Annotated in this window: 25 protein-coding genes; 12 read left to right on the top strand and 13 right to left on the bottom strand. The window is 45.3% G+C overall.

Annotated features, from left to right (window positions below; genetic code table 11):
• Positions 1–34 precede the first annotated feature (34 nt).
• On the bottom strand, positions 35–655 hold the full coding sequence (locus WA381_RS03405) for a hypothetical protein (RefSeq protein WP_110289584.1): 621 nt from the start codon (positions 653–655) through the stop codon (positions 35–37).
• A complete protein-coding gene (locus tag WA381_RS03400; RefSeq protein ID WP_014980752.1) occupies positions 648–1,154 on the bottom strand; it encodes an RNA polymerase sigma factor in 507 nt (168 codons plus the stop codon). The genes WA381_RS03405 and WA381_RS03400 overlap by 8 nt, the downstream gene beginning before the upstream one ends.
• Positions 1,155–1,364: 210 nt before the next feature.
• On the opposite strand from WA381_RS03400, the gene WA381_RS03395 reads away from it, so the two are divergent.
• Positions 1,365–1,640, top strand: coding sequence for a hypothetical protein (locus WA381_RS03395; protein WP_014951413.1), 276 nt, complete (start codon positions 1,365–1,367; stop codon positions 1,638–1,640).
• 16 nt (positions 1,641–1,656) lie between these two features.
• Here the strand turns inward: WA381_RS03395 and WA381_RS03390 are convergent, their stop codons facing one another.
• The 4 genes from WA381_RS03390 to proB all read right to left on the bottom strand — a co-directional run bounded on the left by WA381_RS03390 (position 1,657) and on the right by proB (position 5,252).
• The gene (locus WA381_RS03390) at positions 1,657–2,559 is read right to left on the bottom strand and encodes a DMT family transporter (protein WP_014951414.1); all 903 of its coding nucleotides are present in this window, start codon (positions 2,557–2,559) and stop codon (positions 1,657–1,659) included.
• Positions 2,560–2,568: 9 nt separating this feature from the next.
• Complete coding sequence (locus tag WA381_RS03385) at positions 2,569–3,585, bottom strand: D-2-hydroxyacid dehydrogenase (RefSeq protein WP_156087286.1); 1,017 nt, start codon at positions 3,583–3,585, stop codon at positions 2,569–2,571.
• A 3-nt stretch (positions 3,586–3,588) separates the two neighbouring features.
• Positions 3,589–4,026: an acyl-CoA thioesterase gene (locus tag WA381_RS03380; protein ID WP_014951416.1), complete on the bottom strand. Its 438-nt coding sequence runs from the start codon at positions 4,024–4,026 to the stop codon at positions 3,589–3,591.
• A gap of 125 nt (positions 4,027–4,151) precedes the next feature.
• Positions 4,152–5,252, bottom strand: coding sequence for a glutamate 5-kinase (gene proB / locus WA381_RS03375; protein ID WP_156087287.1), 1,101 nt, complete (start codon positions 5,250–5,252; stop codon positions 4,152–4,154).
• Positions 5,253–5,444: 192 nt separating this feature from the next.
• Between proB and WA381_RS03370 the strand changes: the two genes are divergently transcribed.
• The 4 genes from WA381_RS03370 to WA381_RS03355 all read left to right on the top strand — a co-directional run bounded on the left by WA381_RS03370 (position 5,445) and on the right by WA381_RS03355 (position 10,927).
• Positions 5,445–7,907 (top strand): M1 family aminopeptidase, encoded by a 2,463-nt coding sequence (locus WA381_RS03370; RefSeq protein WP_014980757.1) that lies wholly within the window; start codon positions 5,445–5,447, stop codon positions 7,905–7,907.
• Positions 7,897–8,481 carry a DUF6702 family protein gene (locus tag WA381_RS03365; RefSeq protein ID WP_014977821.1) on the top strand — a complete coding sequence of 195 codons (585 nt, stop codon included), beginning with the start codon at positions 7,897–7,899 and terminating at the stop codon, positions 8,479–8,481. Before WA381_RS03370 ends, WA381_RS03365 begins: the two co-directional genes overlap by 11 nt.
• 283 nt (positions 8,482–8,764) lie before the next feature.
• Entirely contained in the window at positions 8,765–9,184 is a 420-nt protein-coding gene (locus WA381_RS03360) for a hypothetical protein (protein ID WP_156087288.1), read from the top strand.
• A 375-nt stretch (positions 9,185–9,559) separates the two neighbouring features.
• A complete protein-coding gene (locus WA381_RS03355; protein ID WP_156087289.1) occupies positions 9,560–10,927 on the top strand; it encodes an ABC1 kinase family protein in 1,368 nt (455 codons plus the stop codon).
• A gap of 174 nt (positions 10,928–11,101) precedes the next feature.
• Here the strand turns inward: WA381_RS03355 and WA381_RS03350 are convergent, their stop codons facing one another.
• The gene (locus tag WA381_RS03350; protein WP_014951422.1) at positions 11,102–11,410 is read right to left on the bottom strand and encodes a DUF6482 family protein; all 309 of its coding nucleotides are present in this window, start codon (positions 11,408–11,410) and stop codon (positions 11,102–11,104) included.
• 90 nt (positions 11,411–11,500) lie between these two features.
• A complete protein-coding gene (locus tag WA381_RS03345; protein WP_014951423.1) occupies positions 11,501–11,893 on the bottom strand; it encodes a hypothetical protein in 393 nt (130 codons plus the stop codon).
• Positions 11,894–12,274: 381 nt separating this feature from the next.
• On the opposite strand from WA381_RS03345, the gene WA381_RS03340 reads away from it, so the two are divergent.
• From WA381_RS03340 to WA381_RS03315, 6 genes are all read left to right on the top strand, one after another.
• On the top strand, positions 12,275–13,135 hold the full coding sequence (locus WA381_RS03340) for a DUF3014 domain-containing protein (RefSeq protein WP_156087290.1): 861 nt from the start codon (positions 12,275–12,277) through the stop codon (positions 13,133–13,135).
• The gene (locus tag WA381_RS03335; protein ID WP_156087291.1) at positions 13,122–13,706 is read left to right on the top strand and encodes a DUF1285 domain-containing protein; all 585 of its coding nucleotides are present in this window, start codon (positions 13,122–13,124) and stop codon (positions 13,704–13,706) included. The genes WA381_RS03340 and WA381_RS03335 overlap by 14 nt, the downstream gene beginning before the upstream one ends.
• A 149-nt stretch (positions 13,707–13,855) precedes the next feature.
• A complete protein-coding gene (locus WA381_RS03330; protein WP_156087292.1) occupies positions 13,856–15,148 on the top strand; it encodes an amidohydrolase family protein in 1,293 nt (430 codons plus the stop codon).
• A gap of 25 nt (positions 15,149–15,173) precedes the next feature.
• Positions 15,174–15,764 carry a YqaA family protein gene (locus WA381_RS03325; RefSeq protein ID WP_156087293.1) on the top strand — a complete coding sequence of 197 codons (591 nt, stop codon included), beginning with the start codon at positions 15,174–15,176 and terminating at the stop codon, positions 15,762–15,764.
• 160 nt (positions 15,765–15,924) lie between these two features.
• Positions 15,925–16,386: a hypothetical protein gene (locus WA381_RS03320; RefSeq protein WP_156087294.1), complete on the top strand. Its 462-nt coding sequence runs from the start codon at positions 15,925–15,927 to the stop codon at positions 16,384–16,386.
• 25 nt (positions 16,387–16,411) lie between these two features.
• Positions 16,412–16,591, top strand: a complete 180-nt coding sequence (locus WA381_RS03315) for a hypothetical protein (RefSeq protein ID WP_014951429.1) — start codon at positions 16,412–16,414, stop codon at positions 16,589–16,591.
• A gap of 21 nt (positions 16,592–16,612) precedes the next feature.
• Here WA381_RS03315 and tusA read toward each other — a convergent pair whose 3' ends face one another.
• Genes tusA through rph form a run of 3 tightly spaced genes read right to left on the bottom strand, consistent with a single transcriptional unit; the run spans position 16,613 to position 18,275 of the window.
• Positions 16,613–16,873, bottom strand: a complete 261-nt coding sequence (gene tusA / locus WA381_RS03310) for a sulfurtransferase TusA (protein WP_014951430.1) — start codon at positions 16,871–16,873, stop codon at positions 16,613–16,615.
• A complete protein-coding gene (gene pyrE, locus WA381_RS03305; RefSeq protein WP_156087295.1) occupies positions 16,863–17,504 on the bottom strand; it encodes an orotate phosphoribosyltransferase in 642 nt (213 codons plus the stop codon). Before pyrE ends, tusA begins: the two co-directional genes overlap by 11 nt.
• Before the next feature lie 57 nt (positions 17,505–17,561).
• Positions 17,562–18,275 carry a ribonuclease PH gene (rph, locus tag WA381_RS03300; RefSeq protein ID WP_014951432.1) on the bottom strand — a complete coding sequence of 238 codons (714 nt, stop codon included), beginning with the start codon at positions 18,273–18,275 and terminating at the stop codon, positions 17,562–17,564.
• 301 nt (positions 18,276–18,576) lie between these two features.
• Here rph and WA381_RS03295 point away from each other — a divergent pair, with 301 nt between their 5' ends.
• Positions 18,577–19,440, top strand: coding sequence for a YicC/YloC family endoribonuclease (locus WA381_RS03295; RefSeq protein ID WP_156087296.1), 864 nt, complete (start codon positions 18,577–18,579; stop codon positions 19,438–19,440).
• 98 nt (positions 19,441–19,538) lie between these two features.
• On the opposite strand, the gene WA381_RS03290 is transcribed toward WA381_RS03295, so the two are convergent.
• Both WA381_RS03290 and WA381_RS03285 read right to left on the bottom strand, forming a co-directional pair.
• Entirely contained in the window at positions 19,539–19,820 is a 282-nt protein-coding gene (locus WA381_RS03290) for a helix-turn-helix transcriptional regulator (protein ID WP_231506591.1), read from the bottom strand.
• Positions 19,810–21,147 carry a HipA domain-containing protein gene (locus WA381_RS03285; RefSeq protein WP_156087387.1) on the bottom strand — a complete coding sequence of 446 codons (1,338 nt, stop codon included), beginning with the start codon at positions 21,145–21,147 and terminating at the stop codon, positions 19,810–19,812. The genes WA381_RS03290 and WA381_RS03285 overlap by 11 nt, the downstream gene beginning before the upstream one ends.
• Positions 21,148–21,287: the final 140 nt, after the last annotated feature.

Below are 21,287 nucleotides of genomic sequence, written 5' to 3'. Positions count from 1 at the left end.
AGTCAAAACATCGTACTTTTGCACTCATGCGCCCTTAACGCTGCTGTGCCATCTTCTCAAGCGTTTCGAGTTGACGCTCAAAACGCTTTTGTCTTTTGCTCGCCCACACATACCACACTAGCATCACAACGCTCATGGACGTCATAACTATAGCCATCTTCATAACTTTCTCTGGGGTAAGCTCCCCATAAAAATAGCGCTCCACCAGAAAGGCACATCCAAATAACACTGCAGTCCATGTCGAGTGTTTAGTGATTACAGCAATCTTAACGTTATTCTTAATTTGCTTTATTAGCTGCGTTAGGTGGTCAGCGGTTTGAGTGTCTTTTGAAAATGCGGCCACTCTTCTTAACCACAGCTGATAAACAAGCAGGGGAAGAGCCGTGACCAGCATAAAAACAAACATCGCGTGGGCAACAAAAGTGAACTTTTCCCAAGTAACAACTAGCAAGTAGATCGCTGGGATAAACGCTAAGGAGTCAACCAACATATACCAGCGTTGCTTGGTTCGCTCGCTGCTTAAACTGGCTTTTACTTCCGAGAGGTTGATAGTCGTAACTGGCTGAGCTTGCCATAGCGCAGAAAGGCCATCATTTTGCGCATCGTCTACTGATACGGGCGGGTTCGTTTGATTCTCTTTATCTGAATTATGCATGCGGTTGCTCCTGCATGATACTTTGCTTGGCGCGCTTTAATATCACACCAACATGATTTTTAGTCAGACCACAGACGTCTGCAATTTCATCGTAACTTAAGCCTTCAAGAGAAAGCGTTAGCACTTGTCTTGACTGCAATGGAAGTGCCCGTACCGCGCGAAGTAGGCGTTCCAATGACTGGTGTTGACTAGACATTTCCTCTGGTGAGTGGGTAGTACTCGCGAACCCGTCAGAGCCCAAATCATCGTGGTCATATTGATGGGTATCGAGACGTTTCACTTGATTTGCTACGTGAGTAACTGCGCGGTTATGAGCTATCTTCAAAATATAGGTTTTCACGCTGCTATCGCCCTTAAAGCGAGACAGCCCCTGCCAAACGGCAATAGCAATTTCTTGCAATAATTCTTGCTGCATCGCTTCGTTTGCTTCATAGCTGTTGGCTACACGGCTCAGTATTGCCCCGTATTGCGCAAAAACATCTTCAAAACCCTGCCCCAACGTCACATCCCTAATCACAAAAACTGTTGTTATTTTATTGTGTTACTTCTATCAGTCTGCCCCCACGAATTTTTATTACAAACTTTTTTCGTCAATGCTGTAATTTTTTTAAGCAACAAACGACTAGTTAAAACAGTAAGTGCAGTAACGTGCGTTTAGGGCATTTTCTCTAAAAGCCTTCAACCTTGAAATTTGGATTAGGAAAAAATTATGTCTACGTTAAGTATAGTTTTGTTAATTGGCAGCCTGACGTCGCTTGTGCTTTTGGCAAGCTACTTAGACGCAAAATTTCAGTGGCGACTAAACGACTGGATGAACGGCGAGTGCAGCAACCCGTTCGTTAAAAGCGTGACCGACAAACAGCAGCAGCGTTTAGAGGAAAAAGATGCGCAGATTGAAGCTTTAATGGCGCGAATCGAAACCCTTGAAACCATTGTTACCGAGCCTGCTTACGAACTGAATAAGAAAATCAACGCGCTCAAATAAACGGTTTTACCAGCTCCTAGCTCGACACCGGTGGGCGACGCATAAAGCGGGGAACTTTCCCCATTGCAATGGCGTTGCCTACCAGCACAATGACCACCCCAACCACAGATAAAACGCTCCAGGTATAGCCTTCGAAAAAGGTGGAAATAACCAGCGCAACCATGGGGTATACCAAGACCACATATGCAGCCTTGTCAGCGCCCATTTGCTTTAACAGTTTCATGTACGCGCCAAACGCAAACACAGAGCCAAAGATAGCCAGATAAAGCAGCGACAGATAGAACTCGGTATGGGTAGGAATGACCAACTTACCCGGCATTGCCAGTGAGGTGATGAAAAGCAGCACCATGGCATAGCTCATGGCATAGAAGTTCATTTGGATAACAGGCGTACCCGAGGTCAAAATACGCTCGGAGATAACGTTACCTGTTGAGGCGCAGAAAAAGCTGACAAACGCTATAGCGAGGCCGGTAGCAAGCGCCGCATCCATGGAGACTTTGGAAAACTCCGGCACAAACAAACACACAATGCCCAGCAAGCCAAATGTAGCACCTATAACCACTTCTTTTCTTATAGGCTCTTTAAGCCACCATCGCCGAAGCACAACATTAATGTAGATAATACAAGAACTCATAAGGGCTAACAGCGCGCTAATTATGTGCGCTTGCGCCATATACAGCAGCGTGTAATTTAAGCTGTATAAAAAGAGACCGACTGCGGCCATTTTCACATGAACATGTACCGGTAGCTTAAGCGGCAAACGCCTAATAACACAGTAAATCCCTAAACAGGCCGACGCCAATAAATAACGCAGCGCAATGGCAAACGTTTCAGAGGTATGCCCTATTTGGTAAGTGATGGCTATCCAGGTTGAGCCCCAAATTAGGCAGCACAGAGCAAATAAGGTTGCGTTATTCATAGCGGTGTTCTAGCCCTGGGAAGCTGATAAACAAGAAGATAAGTGGGCAGATAAATGGTCGATAGCACTATCTAGCAGTTTTTGCCTAGCGCCATTACCAATCCACGCATTATGCGGCGTTACCAGCAAGTTAGGTAGTGCCTCTTTAAGCAATATATGATCAACAGGCGGAGGCTCGACACTTAATACATCTAATCCCGCGCCACCAATTTGATTGTTTTTAAGCGCATGATAGAGTGCCTCCTCATCAATCAAACCGCCGCGAGCCGTATTAATGAGAAAAGCGGTTGGCTTCATCAGCGACAACGTCTCGGCATTAATAAGCTTATCGGTGGCTTCAGTAAGAGGGCAATGAAGACTTACCACATCGGCATTTGGTAAAAGCGATGCAAGACTTGGACGAGGGTCGTCTTGTTTACCTGGGCGAGCAGCGATACTCACCTGCATACCCATAGCCTTGAACAATGCCTCTACACGCTTGCCAAGCTCGCCATGCCCAACAATTACCGCATGCTTACCCGCCAATTCCACCACGGCATGATTGAGTAAGCAGAAATGAGAAGAAGCAGACCATGCTTGGTTGCGCATATCGCGCTGATACGTCACAAAATTGGTGGCCAAATTCAACGCCAAGGTCAACGTATGTTGAGCAACGCTGTCAGTGCCATAGCCCTCTACATTTTGAACGGTAATACCAGCCTGTTCGCAGTAATCACGGTCGATATTGTTCATGCCGGTCGCAGTTACACCAATATAGCGCAGCTGACTGGCCTGCTGTAAATCTTTGGCTTGTAGCACGACTTTGTTAACCAGCACAGCATCGGCATTTTTAATGCGCTCGGCAACGTCTTCGGCTTGAGTTTGTTGATGAAGCGTAATCGCGGTGTCGAAATTGTTTTGTACGTCATCGAGTGAAGAGGTATCAAGACTGGGCAAATCCATGGTTTCGGCGTCTAGAAAGACAACCTGCTTTTGTTTGCCGTTGCTCATCGCTTGTGATGCATTGTGTTTCGTCATTTTTGCCATGCTCTACATTACTTCCACAATCGACTCTAACGCTGTTTTCACATTAACAGGAATAGGAATGGCCTTGTCGGTTTTTCTATCTACAAACACATGCACAAATTGGCCATGAGCCACGCGTCGCTTATTCTCTCCGGCATAAACCGATAGACCATAAGTCACTGAACTTCTACCAATTTTGATAACGCGCAACCCTACAAAAATGTCTTCAGGGTAGGCTGCCGGAGCAATGTACTGACACTGACTGCTTACCACATACGCCACGGATTGCCCGTTGTGTATATCTAACCCACCTTCTTCAATTAAAAAGCGGTTTACCGCGGTATCAAAGAAACCATAGTACACAACATTGTTGATATGTCCGTACGCATCATTGTCTTGCCAACGCGTGGCGATAGTGACTTTGTAAGGGTAGTCGGCAAGTGTAGGTGTGATATCAGTCATGATCGTCCCTTAGTGAATAAATGTATCGCTTTGTTGTTGGCGCAAATAATGAAAATCGATGAACGACTAACGCCAATTAATGTTTAATGTGCGGTAGTCTATTGCAGCGATTCTTTTGAGTAGCGCTATGAGTAAAGCACCATATCGTCACGGTGAATGGCAACATCCGTTGTTTCATAACCTAACACACTGGCAATTTCTTTCGACTTTTTCCCTTTTATAAGCGTTAAGTCTTTTGCGTTATATAAGCAAAGCCCCTTGGCAATAACTTCGCCTTGGCACACCACTTCAACAGCGTCGCCTTGTTCAAACAAACCGACGACATCAACAATACCCGATGGCAGTAATGACGCGCCTTTTCGCACTAACGCCTCTTTCGCACCGCTATCAACTTCTATTCTGCCAGCGGTTTTAAGAGTATGGGTAAGCCACAGTCTGCGCGCGCTGGCGGGAGTGCTACTAGCATTGAATAGGGTTCCCGGCACTCTACCTTCAAGTAATGCATCGAAGGTTTCGCCTTTTCTCCCGTTTACAATCAGAGTTTGAATACCGCTACTGGTGCACTTGTCTGCCGCTTCAATTTTTGTGCGCATGCCGCCAGTTCCTACCGCAGTTCCAGCGCCGCCGGCAAGGCCGTAAATGGTGCTGTCTATTTTATCTACCTGTGGAATGAGTGTGGCATTGGCGTCTTTTCTTGGGTCTGCGGTAAATAAGCCGTCGATATCTGAGCAGATAATGAGGGTGTCTGCTTGGGCGACCAGGGCGGTGTAAGCACCCAAGTTATCGTTATCACCCACTTTGAGTTCGTTGACTGCTACGGTGTCGTTTTCATTCACAATAGGTAACGCATTGTGATTCAAAATTTCGCGCAAGGTATTTTTAATATTTACGTAGCGGGTTCTATCGCGTAGATCATCCGCCGTTAACAATACTTGTGCACAGGGAAAGTCGAAAAAGCGCTGCCAGTTGGCCATCATTAAATTCTGGCCAATCGCAGCCATGGCTTGTTTTTCTGCAATAGATGCGTTGTGACGAACCTTCACTTTGCTGCGGCCCGCGGCAACACTGCCAGAAGAGACCAGAATAATTTCTTTGCCAGCTTCGCGACTAGCAGTAATAAATCGAGCAAGAGACAGTAAATAACGCCCACTACACTCATTGCCTTCAGGAGCAATAAGCGCACTGCCAACTTTTATAACGGCACGTTGCCAATTAAAACGGTTCATAGGGGGAAGAAAAAAGAAAACAAGAGCTTAAGAATACGACAGTTAAAGCGCGAAACAAAACGATCTGTTACAGTTTTTTGCGTTAAAACATGGTTAGGTTACGGTCAAAAAATTGGATTGTGACAGGCATACTTATATACTAGGCGGTGTTATCTTATAACAATTCTAACTTACAAGTTGCAAGGAACCTGCATGAGCACCGCAAAACGACACTTTTTCTGGCTAGCGCCAGTGTTGTCTATGCTGATTTCTCTTCCTAGTACCGCCGCTATTAAACAAACTAAAGGCGATTTCGAAGATAAATTCCGTCAGCTGGACGAAGTTCTTCCTACTCCAAACGTATACCGTAACGCCGCTGGTGAGCCAGGCCACCAATATTGGCAACAACAAGTAGATTACGATATTGACGTAAAGCTACTTGAAGACAAACGCCGCATTGAAGCAAGCGAAACCATTACTTACCACAACAACGCGCCAGACACGCTTAAGTACTTGTGGATCCAGCTTGACCAAAACAAATTCCGCGACGATTCAATGTCTGCGCTTACTACCACGTTTGGCGGTATCGGTAACCGCGGGCCGGGTACGCAAGCTGCTAGCGGCGATGCGCCAGCTAAGCTAAGCATGGGTGCATTGCGCCGTCAGCAGTTTGTTGACGACAACGAGCTGGGCTATACCATTTCTCGTGTTGAAGACAAAGCGGGCAACGACTTACGTCACACAGTAGTTGGCACCTTAATGCGTGTTGACTTGGCTCAACCGTTGAAGCCAGGCAGCAAAGTTACGTTTGATATCGATTTTGCGTTTAACATTGTTGAAGAAGACGCTGTTTCAGCACGTGCAGGTTACGAGCACTTCCCTGATGACGAACGTGAAGGTGGTAACGACATCTTCTTGCTAGCACAGTGGTTCCCACGCCTAGCTGCATACACCGACTACGAAGCATGGACTAATAAAGAATTTATTGGCCGTGGTGAGTTCACGCTAGAGTTCGGTAACTACGAAGTAGATATTACGGTTCCTGCTGACCACATCGTATCGTCAACGGGTGTGCTTCAAAACCCGAAAGACGTGTTAACTAAAACACAGCGTGACCGCCTGAAAAAGGCAGAAAAAGCTGACCGTATCGTATTCATCGTTTCACCAGAAGAAGCGATTGAGAACGAAAAAGAAGGCACGACTAAGCTTAAAACTTGGACCTTTAAGGCAGAAAACGTACGTGACTTTGCATGGGCCTCTTCGCGTAAATTTGCGTGGGATGCGCGTGGTTATCAGCAAGGCGGTGACACTCAACCATTGGTAATGGCCATGTCTTTCTACCCGAAAGAAGGTGGCGAGCTATGGCAGAAGTATTCTACAGAATCAATCATCCACACCATGGATGTTTATAGCCGCTTTAGCTTCGATTACCCATACCCAGTAGCCCAATCAGTAAATGGACCCGTTGGCGGCATGGAATACCCCATGATCACCTTTAACGGTCCGCGTACAGAGCTTCGTGACGATGGTTCACGCACTTACTCGCTTGCTGAGAAACGTTTCCTTATTGGCGTAGTTATTCACGAAGTGGGTCATATCTATTTCCCTATGACCGTTAACTCTGACGAGCGCCAGTGGACATGGATGGATGAAGGTCTGAACAGCTTCCTAGACGGCGTTGCCGGTCGCGAGTGGGATCCTACGATCCCTTGGGGCGTTGAGCCACGTGATATCACTGGCTACATGAAGTCTCAGACACAGGTGCCAATTATGACCCAGTCTGACTCAGTACTTCGCCTTGGCCCAAATGCCTATACCAAGCCTGCAGTAGCGCTTAACATTCTTCGCGAAACCATTCTTGGCCGTGAGCTGTTTGACTTTGCATTTAAAGAGTACGCACAGCGTTGGATGTTCAAGCGTCCCACACCTTCAGATTTCTTCCGCACCATGGAAGAAGCCTCAGGCGTTGATCTAGACTGGTTCTGGCGTGGTTGGTTTTACACCACAGACCACGTAGACATTAGTCTGGACAGCGTATACAAGCTGCGTTTAGACACTGAAGATCCAGATATCGACTTTGCTCGCGAACGCGAAGCAGAAATGGAAAAACCAAAGTCACTTACCGACCTTCGCAATAAAGAAGAAGGTAAAAAGCTTTGGGTAGATCGCTTTGAAGATATCAGTGACTTCTACGACGAAAACGATCGTTACACCGTAACTAACAAAGAGCGCAACAAGTACAAGAAATTCTTGAAAGATCTTGAGCCTTGGGAGCGTAAAGCGTTTGAGCGTGCGGTGAAAGAAGACAAAAACTACTACGTGCTAGATTTCAGCAACAAGGGTGGGTTGGTGATGCCAATCATTCTTGAACTAACGTTTGAAGACGGCACGAAAGAAGAAATGCGTATTCCTGCGGAAATCTGGCGTCGTACACCTAAAGCCGTAAGCAAGCTTATTGTTACCGACAAAGACAAAGAGCTGGTAAGCGTAACCGTTGATCCACACTGGGAAACAGCAGACGTAGATGTGGAAAATAACCACTACCCGCGTCGTATCATTCCTTCGCGTATTGAAGCGTATAAGAATAAGCCGCGTAACACTTACGAGTACCGCGACCTTATGCACGACTCAAAGACCGAACTGAAAACCGACGACGAGGACAAAGATGACGAATAAGTTGTCTTTGGCTCGCTTGCAGCAGAGCGCGCATGCTCTGCTTGCAAGCGTAAGTGCATTCGCAATTACGGCTGCGCTATTAGTTAGCGCAATGTCGTACAGCACTGCAGCCCAAGCGCATCAAATAAAAGCAGCAATTACCACGGTACTGTTCAATCCTAGAACAGAAAATATTGAGGTGATGCACCGCTTTAATTTGCACGATGCTGAACACGCGGTTAAGGCGTTGTTCGACAAGCACGCAGATATTATGGACGACATAGAAACGCAGCAACAATTCGCTGATTACGTCGCCCACCACTTTGCAATTTTAAATGCAGCAGGCGAGCCATTAAAGCTTGCTGATGTTGGCTTTGAAGTTGAAGGTAAGCACTTTTGGGTTTATCAGGAAACTGCTGAGCCGCCTGTACTTGAAGGCATTAAAATTCGCCATGATGCATTGCGTGACTTGTGGCCAAAACAAGTGAATACACTAAATGTAGAAGGCAAGGGTGATATCAAAACCCTGACCTTTGCTGATAGCGTAAATTTGCTGGAAGTAAGCTTCAAAAGCCAAAATAGCGACCATCACTAATACCTAACGGTATAAGTTTGTGAAAGCCCACCCGCATTCCTTGTCAAACGGCAGTGATTGCGGGTGGGCTTTTTTGTTTGCGTGCTTCACGGTGTTCTTGTAGATAATGCATGCCTACCTGAGCCTTTACCCCCTCTAATTCGAGCGCCGCATTAGAATAGGGAAAATCTAAAACACGTTTTCTAATTGTCGTGTGAGACCGAAGTCGTATAGTCATCTTGGCATGCATGCTCTACCTTAACTATGGATAAACAGTTACTAAATTCAGTTAATGAGGTACATCATGACCCATAGCGCTGCATCACCGTTGCCTTCACAGGTCAAGAAACCCCAATCAAGAAGTGAGCGTAGTGCACGAAAACTACGTGCATCCAAAGCAGCTCAGTGCGCTGTTCAAGCAGAAAATGCACAGCAAACGCAAGATGCCGATGCAAAGAACGTCGAACAAAACAATGCGTTCGCAGATAAGAAAAATATCATGTGGGTGCTGTTAAGTGGCGCAATGGCGCTAACTTTTGTCGTCATGCTGTTTTTGCCAGATACAGGGATGGGCGGCGGCCTTGTTTCCACCTATTCTGCCATGCTTTGGTGTGGCTTTTTTGGTGCAGCACTTTGGCGTTATAGAGCGACAAGTGGCTGGGCTGGGTTTGCTTATGGAAGCGTTGTTGGACTAGTGATTCAATTTATTTCACAGATAATCTAGCACACAGTGTTTATACAATTGCCTTGTACAACTCGCCTAGTAAGAAACCGCTGAGCGACTAGGAACGGCAAGTACACATTTCTTTTAAGTACAATATGGGCAATCTAAACGCGGCTTTTAAATCAGAATTCTGTTTAAACAGCTGTCTTATCCGTTGATCGCCCTGTTGGCAACCTCACTTCCTAAACATTAAGTCCTGTTGATCTTTGATGTACAGCAATGGTCAACAGGTCCTCAATGACTTTTGGCTGGAAACCCGATCCAGACGTTTTGTCCGACAGTATAATTTATAAACTCTAGTTACATTTTTAGGTTATGTTTAGACAATAACAAACCAAACGTTACCCTTCGCCTTTAATAAAACTGAGTGAGCCTATGGCAGAGAAGCCCAATAAATCCGCTGAATCACCAACCCGTTCTAGTAGAGCGGTACCGTCGTCGCGTTTATCGCGCATAGGCCGCTTGGGCTCACTGGCAGGTAGAATTGCAGGTAACGTAGTATCACAAGGTGCAGGACAACTGTTAAAGGGCGAGAAGCCCGCGTTGTCTTCGCTGCTCTTAACGCCCAAAAACATTTCAAACATTGCAGATCAGCTTGCCAGTATGCGTGGTGCAGCTATGAAGCTCGGGCAGCTTATTTCAATGGATGCAGGAGATTTTCTCCCAGAAGAGCTTGCGGTAATTCTAGGGCGATTACGGGACGACGCTGACCCGATGCCAAAAGACCAGCTAATTGCCACGTTGAATCAGTCTTGGGGTGAAAAATGGCAAGATGACTTACTTTACTTTTCCTTTGCCCCTATAGCTGCGGCCTCTATTGGCCAGGTGCATAAAGTCATTACGATGGACGGTCGGATGTTAGCAGTAAAAGTGCAGTATCCTGGCGTGAAAAAAAGCATAGATAGCGATGTAGACAACGTAGCTACACTTATAAAACTTACTGGCTTGGTACCCAAATCATTAGATATCAACCCGCTTTTACAAGAAGCGAAAGCACAGCTTCACCAAGAAGCTGATTACGTGCGAGAAGCTGACATGCTCAACCGTTATCGCGCGCTGGTTGAAAGCACCGACATCCTATGCAAAGGGAATAAGGCGTTTGTCATTCCGCAAACCTTTGCTCCCCTTACCACCAGTACCGTGTTAGCGATGGATTTTATAGAGGCGCAAGACTTAGATGCGCTATTAAATGAGCCTCAGGACGTCCGAGATGCTGTGATGACGGCGCTAATGACTTTATTTTTTAATGAAATTTTTCATTTTAAGCTGCTGCAGAGCGACCCTAACTTAGCCAACTATCAGTTTAAACCCGATACAAAAGAAATCGTTCTGTTAGATTTTGGTGCTACACGAGATGTGCCTGACGCCATTTCAGCCCAGTATCAAGCGTTACTCAACAGCGCCGCAGCCAACGATAGAGCGATGATGCAGCAAGCCGCGTTTCGCATAGGATTAATTGACGAAAGCCACTCTCAAACGCAAGTCGACGCCGTCATAAACATTGGTATGGAGGCGTGTGAAGCGATTCGCTGCGAGGGCGCTTATGACTTTGGACAAAGCGATCTTATTGCAAGGCTTCACGAAAAGGGAATGGCGCTGACTATGGAGCATAATTTTTGGCATACGCCGCCAGTAGATGCCCTGTTTATACACAGGAAGCTAGGTGGCTTATTTCTGTTGGCTAAACGATTGAAAGCTAAAGTAGATATGCGAAAGGCTGCAGGTACATGGCTGAATCTATAACCTACACTTCGTTGGTGTGTTAAGCGAATAAGAAACTACTTATTACGCAGCTTATATATCGTTTATACCGGTTTTGCGGTGCTATGCCATGTTTTACTGTTAAAACGTTGCTCTGCGACCTTACAGAACTCAAATAGGACCCACTTCAAAAGCGTATAGCACTCGCACAACAGTCTAATAAGGCAAATCCATGCTGAACGGTAACGCCATCTGCTCTTTGCTTTTTGGCGGGTTGCCAATCATTTCATCGTAAGGCGTATCGTGCTTCATTACCGCCTGCTGAACATGACAATGCGCGAAGGCTTCGCGAATGTGGCCAGCACTAAAAAAACGCATGGGCTTATCTTTGTTGTCGTAAAGCATGCCACTTTGACTGCCGATAGTGAGATAAACCAGGTAAACATTCATCTCATACGACTGAACTTCCAGATAATCTATCGCGGTTGGCGACTCTTCAATATCTCGAAAATAGAACTTCTGCATTTTTCTACCTCATGAACTAAGTATGCACCTTGCACGCCCTATATTCTTATTTAATGACGGAAGTTAGGGCGAAAAAGCAGAATATATACGTTAGGCAAGGTGCTCAGGTTCATTAGATAGATCTAGCGGAGGTCGGTGGTTTTTAAACCGTACTGCATTTGCCAACACCAGTAAGGATGCAAGAGAGCAGGCACTGTATAGGAACGCCGCCGTTCCCATTCCAGAAGCAATCCATAGTAATGGAAATACCAGCAACCTAGGGCCTTCAACAGCTAAAGCGACTTTCGCTTTAGACAGTATAAAGCCATTTTGTATACTCATAACAATGACAGTCGCCACAGCAATGATCTGATGCTTGGTTGACAAGTTATTGATATTTAGAAGGAGATAAAGCATTACTCCCAGCATGATTAGATGCTGCATAACACTGTAGCGTTTTACTGCTCGGTGTAATTTGGGGTGATACTGTCTAAACTTACTCACGCTAATTATCCTATAAGGGCACATTTAAGTTGAAACGGGGTCGTGAGGCTCGAAATATTCATTAATTATTATAGATAACAACGAGCTAGCATTTGCTTTTCAATGACTAATCAACACATTAGTACACAAACCCAATTTGTTAAACATTTGTTTTAAAATTATTTTTGCATTTACATAATATCGAATGTGAATGAGAAGAAAAAATGAGGGTTTTCCACTAAATTTGTATAAAAAGAAATCGGAAAGTGACTTTTTTACGTTAAAAAGTGTTCAAAATAAGGAATTTACAATCTAAGGGAACATTTCTCTTGATTGATTTTCTAAATTTGGGTGTTATCTCTGGTAGTATTACCAAAAGGATAGTTTTGTAGCGGAGTCATTATGAGCGAATCGTCGGAAAAGAAATCGTTAGGCCCACACATTATCATTGTAGGCATCCTTCTTGTTGTTATTCTGGCTGTTGTGTTTTGGCCCAGCGACGATGAGCCTGAGCCTGTAGTTACTCCTGAGCCCGAAGTGACCGAACCTGAAGTGACTACGCCAGAAGAACCTGAAGTATTTGAGCCTACTCAGCCAGCCCCAACAGTAGAGCTTGAGGAAAAAGACGAGGTTGAGCCGCTTCCAGAGCCAGTTGAACCAGAACCGGAACCTCTGGATACCAGCGATCCTGCGGTGAAAGCTTCACTTATTGAGAGTTCGTCTGCGAGCGAAGAAACCGTTAACCGCATGCTGGTTGATGAAGGTCTAATTCAACGCTTTGTGGTGTCGGTTACGAATCTAGCAAATGATGAAATGGCGCCTAATCACCAGTTACTAACGTCACCTGAGCAGAACTTCCGCGTATACTCTCAAGCAGGCAAGCAATGGATTGATGCAGCAAGCTATAAACGTTATACACCATACGTAGATATGTTGGAGTCATTCAATAACGAAGCACTGCTTAACATATACGGTATTTATAAAGACGATATTCAGGCGAAGTACGCCGAAATTGGAAGCCCTGACCAAGATTTCAACAGCGTATTGCTTGAAGCGATTGATCAGCTTCTTGATACACCTGAAGTGCCGGTTCCTGTAGAGGTTTACACCGACTCGGTCGCCTTCAAGTATGCTGATGATCGTCTAGAGAGTTTAAACGAGCCACAGAAACAACTTCTTCGTACTGGCCCAGATAACATGCGTCGCATAAAGGCAAAGCTACGCGAACTAAAAGTATTGGTTGAAGAGCGTGGATCTAACTAGATTTCAACAGCAGCTTAAGGGCACGTCGTCAAAAGCGCGCCCTTTACCTCCTGTTGAACAATGGAACCCCGATTTTTGCGGTGACATTAATCTAACTATAGCGCTTGATGGAAGATGGTTTTATGAAGGCAGTCCTATTGGGCGCGCAAGCTTAGTTCAGATTTTTGCTTCGGTATTAAAGCGGGAAGGTGACAAGTACTTCTTAGTTACTCCCGTAGAGAAAGTAGGCATTACCGTTGAAGACACACCTTTTCTTGTAACTCAATGGCATAGGGAAGAGGGTGAATCAGCGAGTGACAGCACCTATGTGTTTACCACACAAACGGGCGACATCGTAAGGTTAGAGCGAGCTGATCAGCTCGAACTTCGCGTTCCGCCTAAAGCCATACAAGATCCAGAGGCAACGCCCATTCCCTACCTATGCGTTCGCAGAAACTTGTGGGCAAGACTACATCAAAATGCCTATTATCAACTGCTTGAACAAGCTGATGAAAAACCGGATGAAGCCGGCACGCAATTTAGTATTCAGTCAAACGGCATCACCTTTATTTTAGGTGAAGTAAGCAACTAGCCTACTTTGCTGCTTCTGTCTCTTCGAACATATCAAAACGTAATTCATCTTCAATAAAGCACCGTTAACAGCGCTTTGTTTTGCGTTATACCTCTGACTGCATTACATTCGATATAGTCTATAAAACAATCAACAAGAAGACCTATATCATGAACAAGCCTCTGTTTACGCTGGCCGTTGCCAGTGCCTTACTCTCATCGCCCTTTTCCACTGTAGCCGACACGCTGATTCATGCAGGAAAAGTGTTTACTGGCACATCAAACTCTCTTCAGGAAAATGTGACTATTGTTGTTGAAGACAACAAGATCAAAGCGGTAAAAAAGGGGTTTGCTGAAGCCCAAGAAGGCGATACTGTCATCGACTTGAAGACGTCAACCGTTATGCCAGGTCTGATGGACATGCATGTTCATTTGTCTTCTCAACATGGTGGTCCACAAACGTATCTGGAGCGCTTTTCACTAAATGAAGCCGACTATGCATTACGGGCAGCGAACTACGCTAAGATTACGTTAGATTCGGGCTTCACCACGGTTCGCAACTTAGGGGATGGTTACAACGAAACCGTTGCGCTAAGGAACGCTATTAGTAAAGGCTATGCAACAGGCCCGCGTATTTATACCGTTGCTAAATCTATTGCTACTACAGGTGGACATGCCGACCCAAGTAACGGCTTATCTCATTTACTTCGCCCGGATGTAGGCCCTAAGCAAGGAGTGGTTAATGGCGAAGCTGAAGCGCGAGAGGCAGTAAGGACTCGTTACCAAGATGGCGCGGACTTGATCAAAATTACGGCAACCGGCGGTGTATTAAGCGTTGCCAAAAGCGGCCAAAACCCGCAGTTCATGACCGATGAACTAGAAGCAATTGTTGAAACGGCAAAAGACTACGGTATGACAGTAGCAGTGCATGCTCATGGGAAAGAAGGCATGAAGCGGGCTATTGAAGCCGGTGTGGACTCTATTGAACACGGCACTTATATGGACGACGAAATTCGCACATTAATGAAGAAGCACGGCACCTACTATGTGCCAACAATACTGGCAGGAAAGTTCGTAGCAGACAAAGCTAAAATTGATGGTTTCTTTCCAGAGTTAGTACGCCCGAAAGCGGCCGCTATCGGTCCGCTTATCCAAAATACGTTTGAACAAGCGCATAAAGCAGGCGTAAAAATTGCTTTTGGTACAGACAGTGGTGTATCAGCCCACGGCGACAATGCGCAAGAGTTCTCTTTAATGGTTGAAGCGGGTATGAAGCCTTCTGACGCTCTGCTTAGTGCTACCGTGAATAGCGCGAGCTTACTAGGCATAAGCGATATTCTTGGCACCCTAGAAGAAGGAAAACTGGCTGACATTGTCGCGGTTCAAGGCAACCCGCTTGACGATATATCGCTTATGGAAAGCGTGTCTTTTGTCATGAAAGACGGAGTTGTTTACAAGCAGTAGAGAAAAATAAAGTGGTAGAGATTACATGGAACTAGGTAAAAAGGTTAAGCACAAAACCAAAAAGCTTGTCGATTCTAAGCATATGTTAAAGGGCATCACTCTTGCCTCATTTTTAGAATCAACTATTGTTCCTATACCACTAGAAGCCGTAATGGTGCCACTAATGCAAGCAAGACGGGAGTCACTTTGGCAAATTGCATTAATGGCCACCGTAGGCTGTGTGATTGGCGCAGTCTTCGGCTATGCCCTTGGTTACTACCTCTTCGATATGGTTGGTCAGTGGCTTATAGATACTTTTTTTAGCCAAGACCAATTCGACAATGTAAAACAGCAGATGCAAAACCAAGGTTTTTGGTTCGTAATGACCTTAGGTATTGCCCCTATTCCTTTTCAGGTTGCGATGCTCGCAGCAGGTGCAACCCAATACTCACTTCCACTTTTTCTTTTAGCTACTGTTATTGCACGTTCAATTCGCTATTTCGGACTCGCAGCCGTGGTCTATTACGCAGGAGACAAAGCTGAGCAGCTCATTAAGCGCTACAAAATGAAAGCGGTTATTGCTATCACAGCTGCGGTTCTTCTAATATGGTGGCTGTCAAATTTACTCAGCCAGTAAACCAAAATTCCTTTTCTTTATATACGCTTACCAATGGGGTAGGCGATAAATCACAATAGATGGAACCCAAATTTTAAATTAACCTGATAGATTTTTTGAACTTTACATTTGATAATGATTCTTATTTGCACCAGTGTAATAGAAAACAGGAGGTGCTTATATGAATGTTCAGCGACTGTGCCCGGTTTATAAAAAGTGGCTACAGCTAAACCCTTCAAATGCGCGACAGTATCGCTATGCTATGCAAGCGCAGACGCAGCAAGCCCATCAACAGGGCAGATTGGATTATGCGAGAGAGTTAGGCTATCAAACCTTTGAGGCCGCAAAGGTTATCCTTAATGCACTTCAGCCAACCTCTTCGCAGAAAGTCAGTGTAGTTCAAGAAGACGTACTCGCCTTTTCCACCATGGGAATGTACTTATCTTCTCTGCTTGCCGAAGAACATAGGAAGCGAGAATCTCACGCTATTTTGCAAGAATGTCAGCAACAGCTTATTGCCATATTACCCCTGCATGCCACCAATCCTTCTATATGCAGGCTAATCGCGGCCATTCAGCATACCCTTGAGCAAAGTTATGTCCCCCAAGCAAGTAAACAGCTTGCCTCTTTTGCCGTGCATTAAATACTTTAGATAAAAGGAGATAGTTATGGCGTCGAAACAAATTTCAAGCGAAGACGGCTTTGTCTCATTAAACGTTAGAGCTTCTGTACTTCAAAAAATGCTTAATGGTGAAGTGCTACACATGACAGATATTCACTGTACCTGTTCGCGAAGCAAGCAGGTTTTGAAGCAACTTTTATTGCAGGCTGCTAGCGGCCGCGAATAGAAACAGTAACAAAAAAGGCGCTTAAGCGCGCCCTTTCTTAATAACGTATTGATAAGGCATGGTCTCGGTTTGAGATGCGACTAGCGTGTGGTCCATAAAGCGGCAAAAGCTAGGAATATCTCTTGCCGTTGAGGGATCGTCAGCCGTGACCGATAAAGTTTCCCCATCGGCCAGCTTTCGAATATTCAAACGCACCATCATTACTGGCTCTGGGCAACGCAATCCTAGCGCATCTAAATGCTGACTAGCCGCGCTAAATGCGCTGTCAAAATCAGATGCCATAATTTTCACGATAGGTGTTAATGGCGCTGATTTCGCTATCAAACCCGCCTTTCTCGGTCAGATAAGCCACGACATCGGCAAGCGATACAATAGAGATAACCTGAGTGCCAAAGTCGCGCTCGACCTCTTGAATAGCTGACAGTTCGCCATTACCGCGCTCTTGTCTGTCTAGCGCAATCAGCACGCCAGACAAGCTAGCCTGCTGCTGCTCGATTAAGGTCATCGATTCGCGAATAGCCGTACCCGCAGTGATCACGTCATCCACCAGCATAACCTTACCTTCTAGTGGGCTGCCAACTAGATTGCCGCCTTCACCGTGGGTTTTCGCTTCTTTGCGGTTGAAGCAATAAGGCACATCAAGGTCGTGGCTATCTGCCAATGCAACAGCTGTTGTTGTCGCAATTGGAATGCCCTTATAGGCTGGACCAAAAAGTACATCGAACTCAACGCCTGCGTCCATTAACGCATCAGCGTAAAAACGCCCCAACTTAGCCAAATCGCCACCGCGATTAAACAAACCTGCATTGAAAAAGTACGGGCTTACGCGGCCTGACTTTAAAGTGAATTCGCCAAATTTCAGTACGCCACGCTCAATGGCAAACTCAATAAAATCTCGCTGAAACGCTTTCATGATGACCTCTTAATTTCTAATTTACGCGTTGGTTCTAACTACGTGCCGATGACTCGCTTACGCTAGCGCCGCTTTTTGAATGTCGAACAATTCACGTAAACCGTGCTTACCAATTTTCAGCATCTCGTCAAGCTCTTCAAACGAGAACGGTTCGCCCTCTGCAGTACCTTGAACTTCAATCAGCTTGCCGGTTTCGGTCATTACGATGTTCATATCTGTCTCTGCCTCAGAGTCTTCGGTGTACTCAAGGTCAGCGATTGGTGTACCTTCGTAAATACCCACTGAAAGGGCGGCTATCATATGTTTAAGCGGGTTAGTTTTGATAATGCCTTTTGCACGCATGTAAGTAAGTGCATCAACAAGAGCTACACACGCACCGGTGATTGACGCTGTGCGCGTACCGCCGTCGGCCTGAATAACGTCGCAGTCTAACGTAATGGTGTTTTCACCCAGAAGTTTTAAATCTACCGCTGCGCGTAGTGAACGCGCAATTAGACGCTGGATCTCTAACGTGCGCCCGCCTTGTTTACCGCGCGCCGCTTCACGGCCGCTTCGCGTATGGGTAGCACGTGGAAGCATGCTGTACTCAGCTGTAATCCAGCCTTTCCCTTGGCCCTTCATAAAGCGTGGCACACCTTCTTCTACCGTCGCATTACACAACACCTTAGTGTTACCAAACTCTACAAGAACAGAGCCTTCTGCGTGACAAGTGTATTGGCGAGTAATTGTAACAGGGCGAATTTGACTGGCGGTTCTGCCGCTTGGACGCATAGTGTTCTCCACAACGTAAGTGCTTAAAAAAGGGTAGCGTTTTACAGGTTTGATTGGCGATATGTGAATAGAAAGCCCCATTCGCGGTCAAAACCTATAAATTCGATGTAGCTACGAAATTGCGCCTAAGTATAACGCAATACCCGCGGCCGTTAAAAACGAACTTTACATGTTTGCTTATTGAATTACGTAAATGTGCGCTAATATACAAAATACAAGAAAACCTGCTGTAGATATTCACGTATACAACACGACGTTCGGGTTGTTTTTGCAGGCTTTTAGTTAAATTTAAAGGATATTTATGATTTACAGCATGACAGCGTTTGCGCGCGTAGAAACCAAAAAAGAGTGGGGCTCAGCCGTGTGGGAAATACGCTCGGTCAACCAACGCTTTTTAGAAACTTACTTTCGCCTGCCGGAACAGTTTCGCTCATTGGAGCCGGTTTTACGTGAGCGATTCCGTAAAAAGCTAGCTCGAGGTAAGGTGGAATGTGCGCTGCGTTTTACTGCCAACGATGCTGCTGTAACTAAGCTAAGCTTAAACGAAGAGTTGGCTAAGCAAGTGCTTCACGCCGCTGACTGGGTGCAATCCCATGGCCAATCCACAGGGGTTAACCCTCTAGACGTTTTGCGCTGGCCTGGGGTAATTGCAGCGGAAGAAGCCGATATGGACACCATCCACGCTGACGTAATGGCCGCGTTCGACCAAGCACTTAACGATTTTATTAGTGCCCGCGCTACCGAAGGGGAAGCCCTTAAAGGTATGATCACGCAGCGCCTAGATGCCATTGAAGTGGAAGCTGAAAAAGTGGCCGCACGTATGCCTGAAATCATGGTGTGGCAGCGAGAAAAAGTGCAAACCCGCTTTGAAGAAGCAAAGGTAGAGCTTGATGCAGGCCGTTTTGAACAAGAAATGATCATGCTTGCGCAAAAAGTAGATGTGGCGGAAGAGTTAGATCGTCTGAATGCTCACGTTAAAGAAACCCGCAATATCCTTCAAAAGGGTGGAGCAGTAGGCCGCCGTCTTGATTTCATGATGCAGGAGTTTAACCGCGAATCGAACACGTTAGGTTCAAAGTCTATCAGCACCGACATCACACAATCGGCGGTTGAACTTAAGGTACTGATTGAGCAGATGCGCGAACAGATCCAGAATATAGAATAATATCCGTTGGAGTCCAAAAGCCTCCGCTAAAGCCCAGACATACTGGGCTTTTTTATTTCTTATGAAACCCCATGGCTTGATGCACCTCAAAGATATTTTTATATATCGCGGCGAACTGATCGAACAGAAAGTTGAAAACCACCAGGCGCTAAAATTTTATTTAGTACCGATACGCGAGGATCGGTATTCCCTTTCTCGATATCGCGCAATGTTTTATCAGACACTTTAATAAATTTCGCGTACTGTGTTTGGGTCATGCCATAAAGTTGGGTACGAACCTGCTTTACTAGTTCGCCTATGCCGATAATATTGTTTGCAAGATCATCTTCAAGCTGAGCTAAAATTTCTTTTCGTTGTTCGCCCGTCAACCTAACCATCATAGACTCCCATTGCAACTAACTTAGTTTTAGTGTTACTAAAACCAATCGCCGGAAAATTCAATATCTCATCTGGGCAACGCAATCTTTTCAACCTCTCAGGCAAGTCGATTAGTTTTTCTGCCAGTTGCCGCAAAAATAAAATTATTTCATTAGGCTCACAAAAATCTGAAAGCTGCTCTGCAATGATTAAAAAATTAACGTGCCCACCTACTTCGCAACTTCGCCCCCACTTAAATAAACGGGTTATCCCTTCTTCATCGGCTTTCATAGGAGCAAAATCATAGATGGGTGCAAAACAAATATCGCCGTCATATTTTAAAAATGAAATGTTGCGGCCGTGATTGTCTGAGTTACCGAAGACAATATTTAAAAAATCTCTAACAACATATTGCTTAGCAAATTCGTTTTTCGTCATCTGAGTTGCAGAATTTATTCTTCGCCACACCGTCTCCATCACATCAAAATGATCTTGATAGCTGCCAGGCTCGGCATTAATGATTGAATAAATACTTTCCAATCCAATACGACTAGCCACACCACTTTCTATGCGGACGTCAAAGCGAGGTAGCCATAAACTAGCTTGGCCACTTTGTTTATCTTCTAATATTTTTAGCTTTTCAACATTGATGGTGGAAACATTGGTATCCTTCAGAATCTCCGAAAGCGCCTTATAAAAAACGCCCTCAGCTTTTAAGATGTTGTTATCTCGAGCTGAGCGTCTATTTCTAGCAAACTTGGTTAAATAAGGTGTGGCGGTCAACGGCTTACCTGCAAAGTCCCCATCAATGAAAACATTATCATCTTCAAGCATGAGTAGCAGTTTTGGTGCAACACCACCAGCTCCTGTCGCCCCTCCTACTGCGGCGCCTTGTTCATTAGCATACTCTAAAAAGTCATATTGCAATGAAATCACGTTCTCAATTGGAAAACGGCGAGAGTCGATATTAGCTTCTGTCGGTACGGCTTCTTTTATTCTTAAGTTACCAACGGGCGACATACAAGCACTAGTCAACAGTGCGTAATTTTGCTGAAACTCGTCTGAGCGGCTGACATTAAGATAACTAAGCCACCAATCTCGAGACTTACCCACCGGCAAAATATCATCTAATAGAGCTGGCCAATGAGGGTAGTCTTTAGGAACAATGCTGATAGGTGCATTGACGGAGCATGCCCAGCAATCTTTGACCTCATAGCTTGCGACCTTAACAATATATTCATGCTCATAGTACAGCGAACAACTTGCATTGATCCGCTCATCAGAGAAACACAAAGTAGCAGCATCCCACCATTGACCTTGATTAAATAATTGCAGTGTGACTGTTTGCATCATTTATCCAGTAGTTTATTACCGTTAAGTACTAAATATTAGCAGAATTTCGGTACAATTCTACCGTTTAACTGCAAAGCAGCAATCATTTACAGTAACAAACTACCGTAAACTACAAAATGGATTATCTATTTCAGTAC

The sequence above is a fragment of the Alteromonas sp. CH_MED4-4 genome (genome assembly GCF_037029575.1).
Taxonomy (GTDB): Bacteria; Pseudomonadota; Gammaproteobacteria; order Enterobacterales; family Alteromonadaceae; genus Alteromonas; species Alteromonas macleodii.
This window is presented reverse-complemented; position numbering and strand designations above follow the sequence as displayed.

What these genes read in the sequence shown, in the direction of transcription:
- WA381_RS03360 (WP_156087288.1), top strand. Translation starts at nt 8,765, where the DNA reads ATGACCCATAGCGCTGCATCACCGTTGCCTTCACAGGTCAAGAAACCC.
- proB (WP_156087287.1), bottom strand. Translation starts at nt 5,252, where the DNA reads ATGAACCGTTTTAATTGGCAACGTGCCGTTATAAAAGTTGGCAGTGCG.
- WA381_RS03355 (WP_156087289.1), top strand. Translation starts at nt 9,560, where the DNA reads ATGGCAGAGAAGCCCAATAAATCCGCTGAATCACCAACCCGTTCTAGT.
- WA381_RS03325 (WP_156087293.1), top strand. Translation starts at nt 15,174, where the DNA reads ATGGAACTAGGTAAAAAGGTTAAGCACAAAACCAAAAAGCTTGTCGAT.
- WA381_RS03350 (WP_014951422.1), bottom strand. Translation starts at nt 11,410, where the DNA reads ATGCAGAAGTTCTATTTTCGAGATATTGAAGAGTCGCCAACCGCGATA.
- rph (WP_014951432.1), bottom strand. Translation starts at nt 18,275, where the DNA reads ATGCGTCCAAGCGGCAGAACCGCCAGTCAAATTCGCCCTGTTACAATT.
- WA381_RS03285 (WP_156087387.1), bottom strand. Translation starts at nt 21,147, where the DNA reads ATGCAAACAGTCACACTGCAATTATTTAATCAAGGTCAATGGTGGGAT.
- pyrE (WP_156087295.1), bottom strand. Translation starts at nt 17,504, where the DNA reads ATGAAAGCGTTTCAGCGAGATTTTATTGAGTTTGCCATTGAGCGTGGC.
- WA381_RS03380 (WP_014951416.1), bottom strand. Translation starts at nt 4,026, where the DNA reads ATGACTGATATCACACCTACACTTGCCGACTACCCTTACAAAGTCACT.
- WA381_RS03385 (WP_156087286.1), bottom strand. Translation starts at nt 3,585, where the DNA reads ATGGCAAAAATGACGAAACACAATGCATCACAAGCGATGAGCAACGGC.
- WA381_RS03370 (WP_014980757.1), top strand. Translation starts at nt 5,445, where the DNA reads ATGAGCACCGCAAAACGACACTTTTTCTGGCTAGCGCCAGTGTTGTCT.
- WA381_RS03390 (WP_014951414.1), bottom strand. Translation starts at nt 2,559, where the DNA reads ATGAATAACGCAACCTTATTTGCTCTGTGCTGCCTAATTTGGGGCTCA.
- tusA (WP_014951430.1), bottom strand. Translation starts at nt 16,873, where the DNA reads ATGGCATCTGATTTTGACAGCGCATTTAGCGCGGCTAGTCAGCATTTA.
- WA381_RS03315 (WP_014951429.1), top strand. Translation starts at nt 16,412, where the DNA reads ATGGCGTCGAAACAAATTTCAAGCGAAGACGGCTTTGTCTCATTAAAC.
- WA381_RS03295 (WP_156087296.1), top strand. Translation starts at nt 18,577, where the DNA reads ATGATTTACAGCATGACAGCGTTTGCGCGCGTAGAAACCAAAAAAGAG.
- WA381_RS03320 (WP_156087294.1), top strand. Translation starts at nt 15,925, where the DNA reads ATGAATGTTCAGCGACTGTGCCCGGTTTATAAAAAGTGGCTACAGCTA.
- WA381_RS03405 (WP_110289584.1), bottom strand. Translation starts at nt 655, where the DNA reads ATGCATAATTCAGATAAAGAGAATCAAACGAACCCGCCCGTATCAGTA.
- WA381_RS03330 (WP_156087292.1), top strand. Translation starts at nt 13,856, where the DNA reads ATGAACAAGCCTCTGTTTACGCTGGCCGTTGCCAGTGCCTTACTCTCA.
- WA381_RS03290 (WP_231506591.1), bottom strand. Translation starts at nt 19,820, where the DNA reads ATGATGGTTAGGTTGACGGGCGAACAACGAAAAGAAATTTTAGCTCAG.
- WA381_RS03340 (WP_156087290.1), top strand. Translation starts at nt 12,275, where the DNA reads ATGAGCGAATCGTCGGAAAAGAAATCGTTAGGCCCACACATTATCATT.
- WA381_RS03365 (WP_014977821.1), top strand. Translation starts at nt 7,897, where the DNA reads ATGACGAATAAGTTGTCTTTGGCTCGCTTGCAGCAGAGCGCGCATGCT.
- WA381_RS03395 (WP_014951413.1), top strand. Translation starts at nt 1,365, where the DNA reads ATGTCTACGTTAAGTATAGTTTTGTTAATTGGCAGCCTGACGTCGCTT.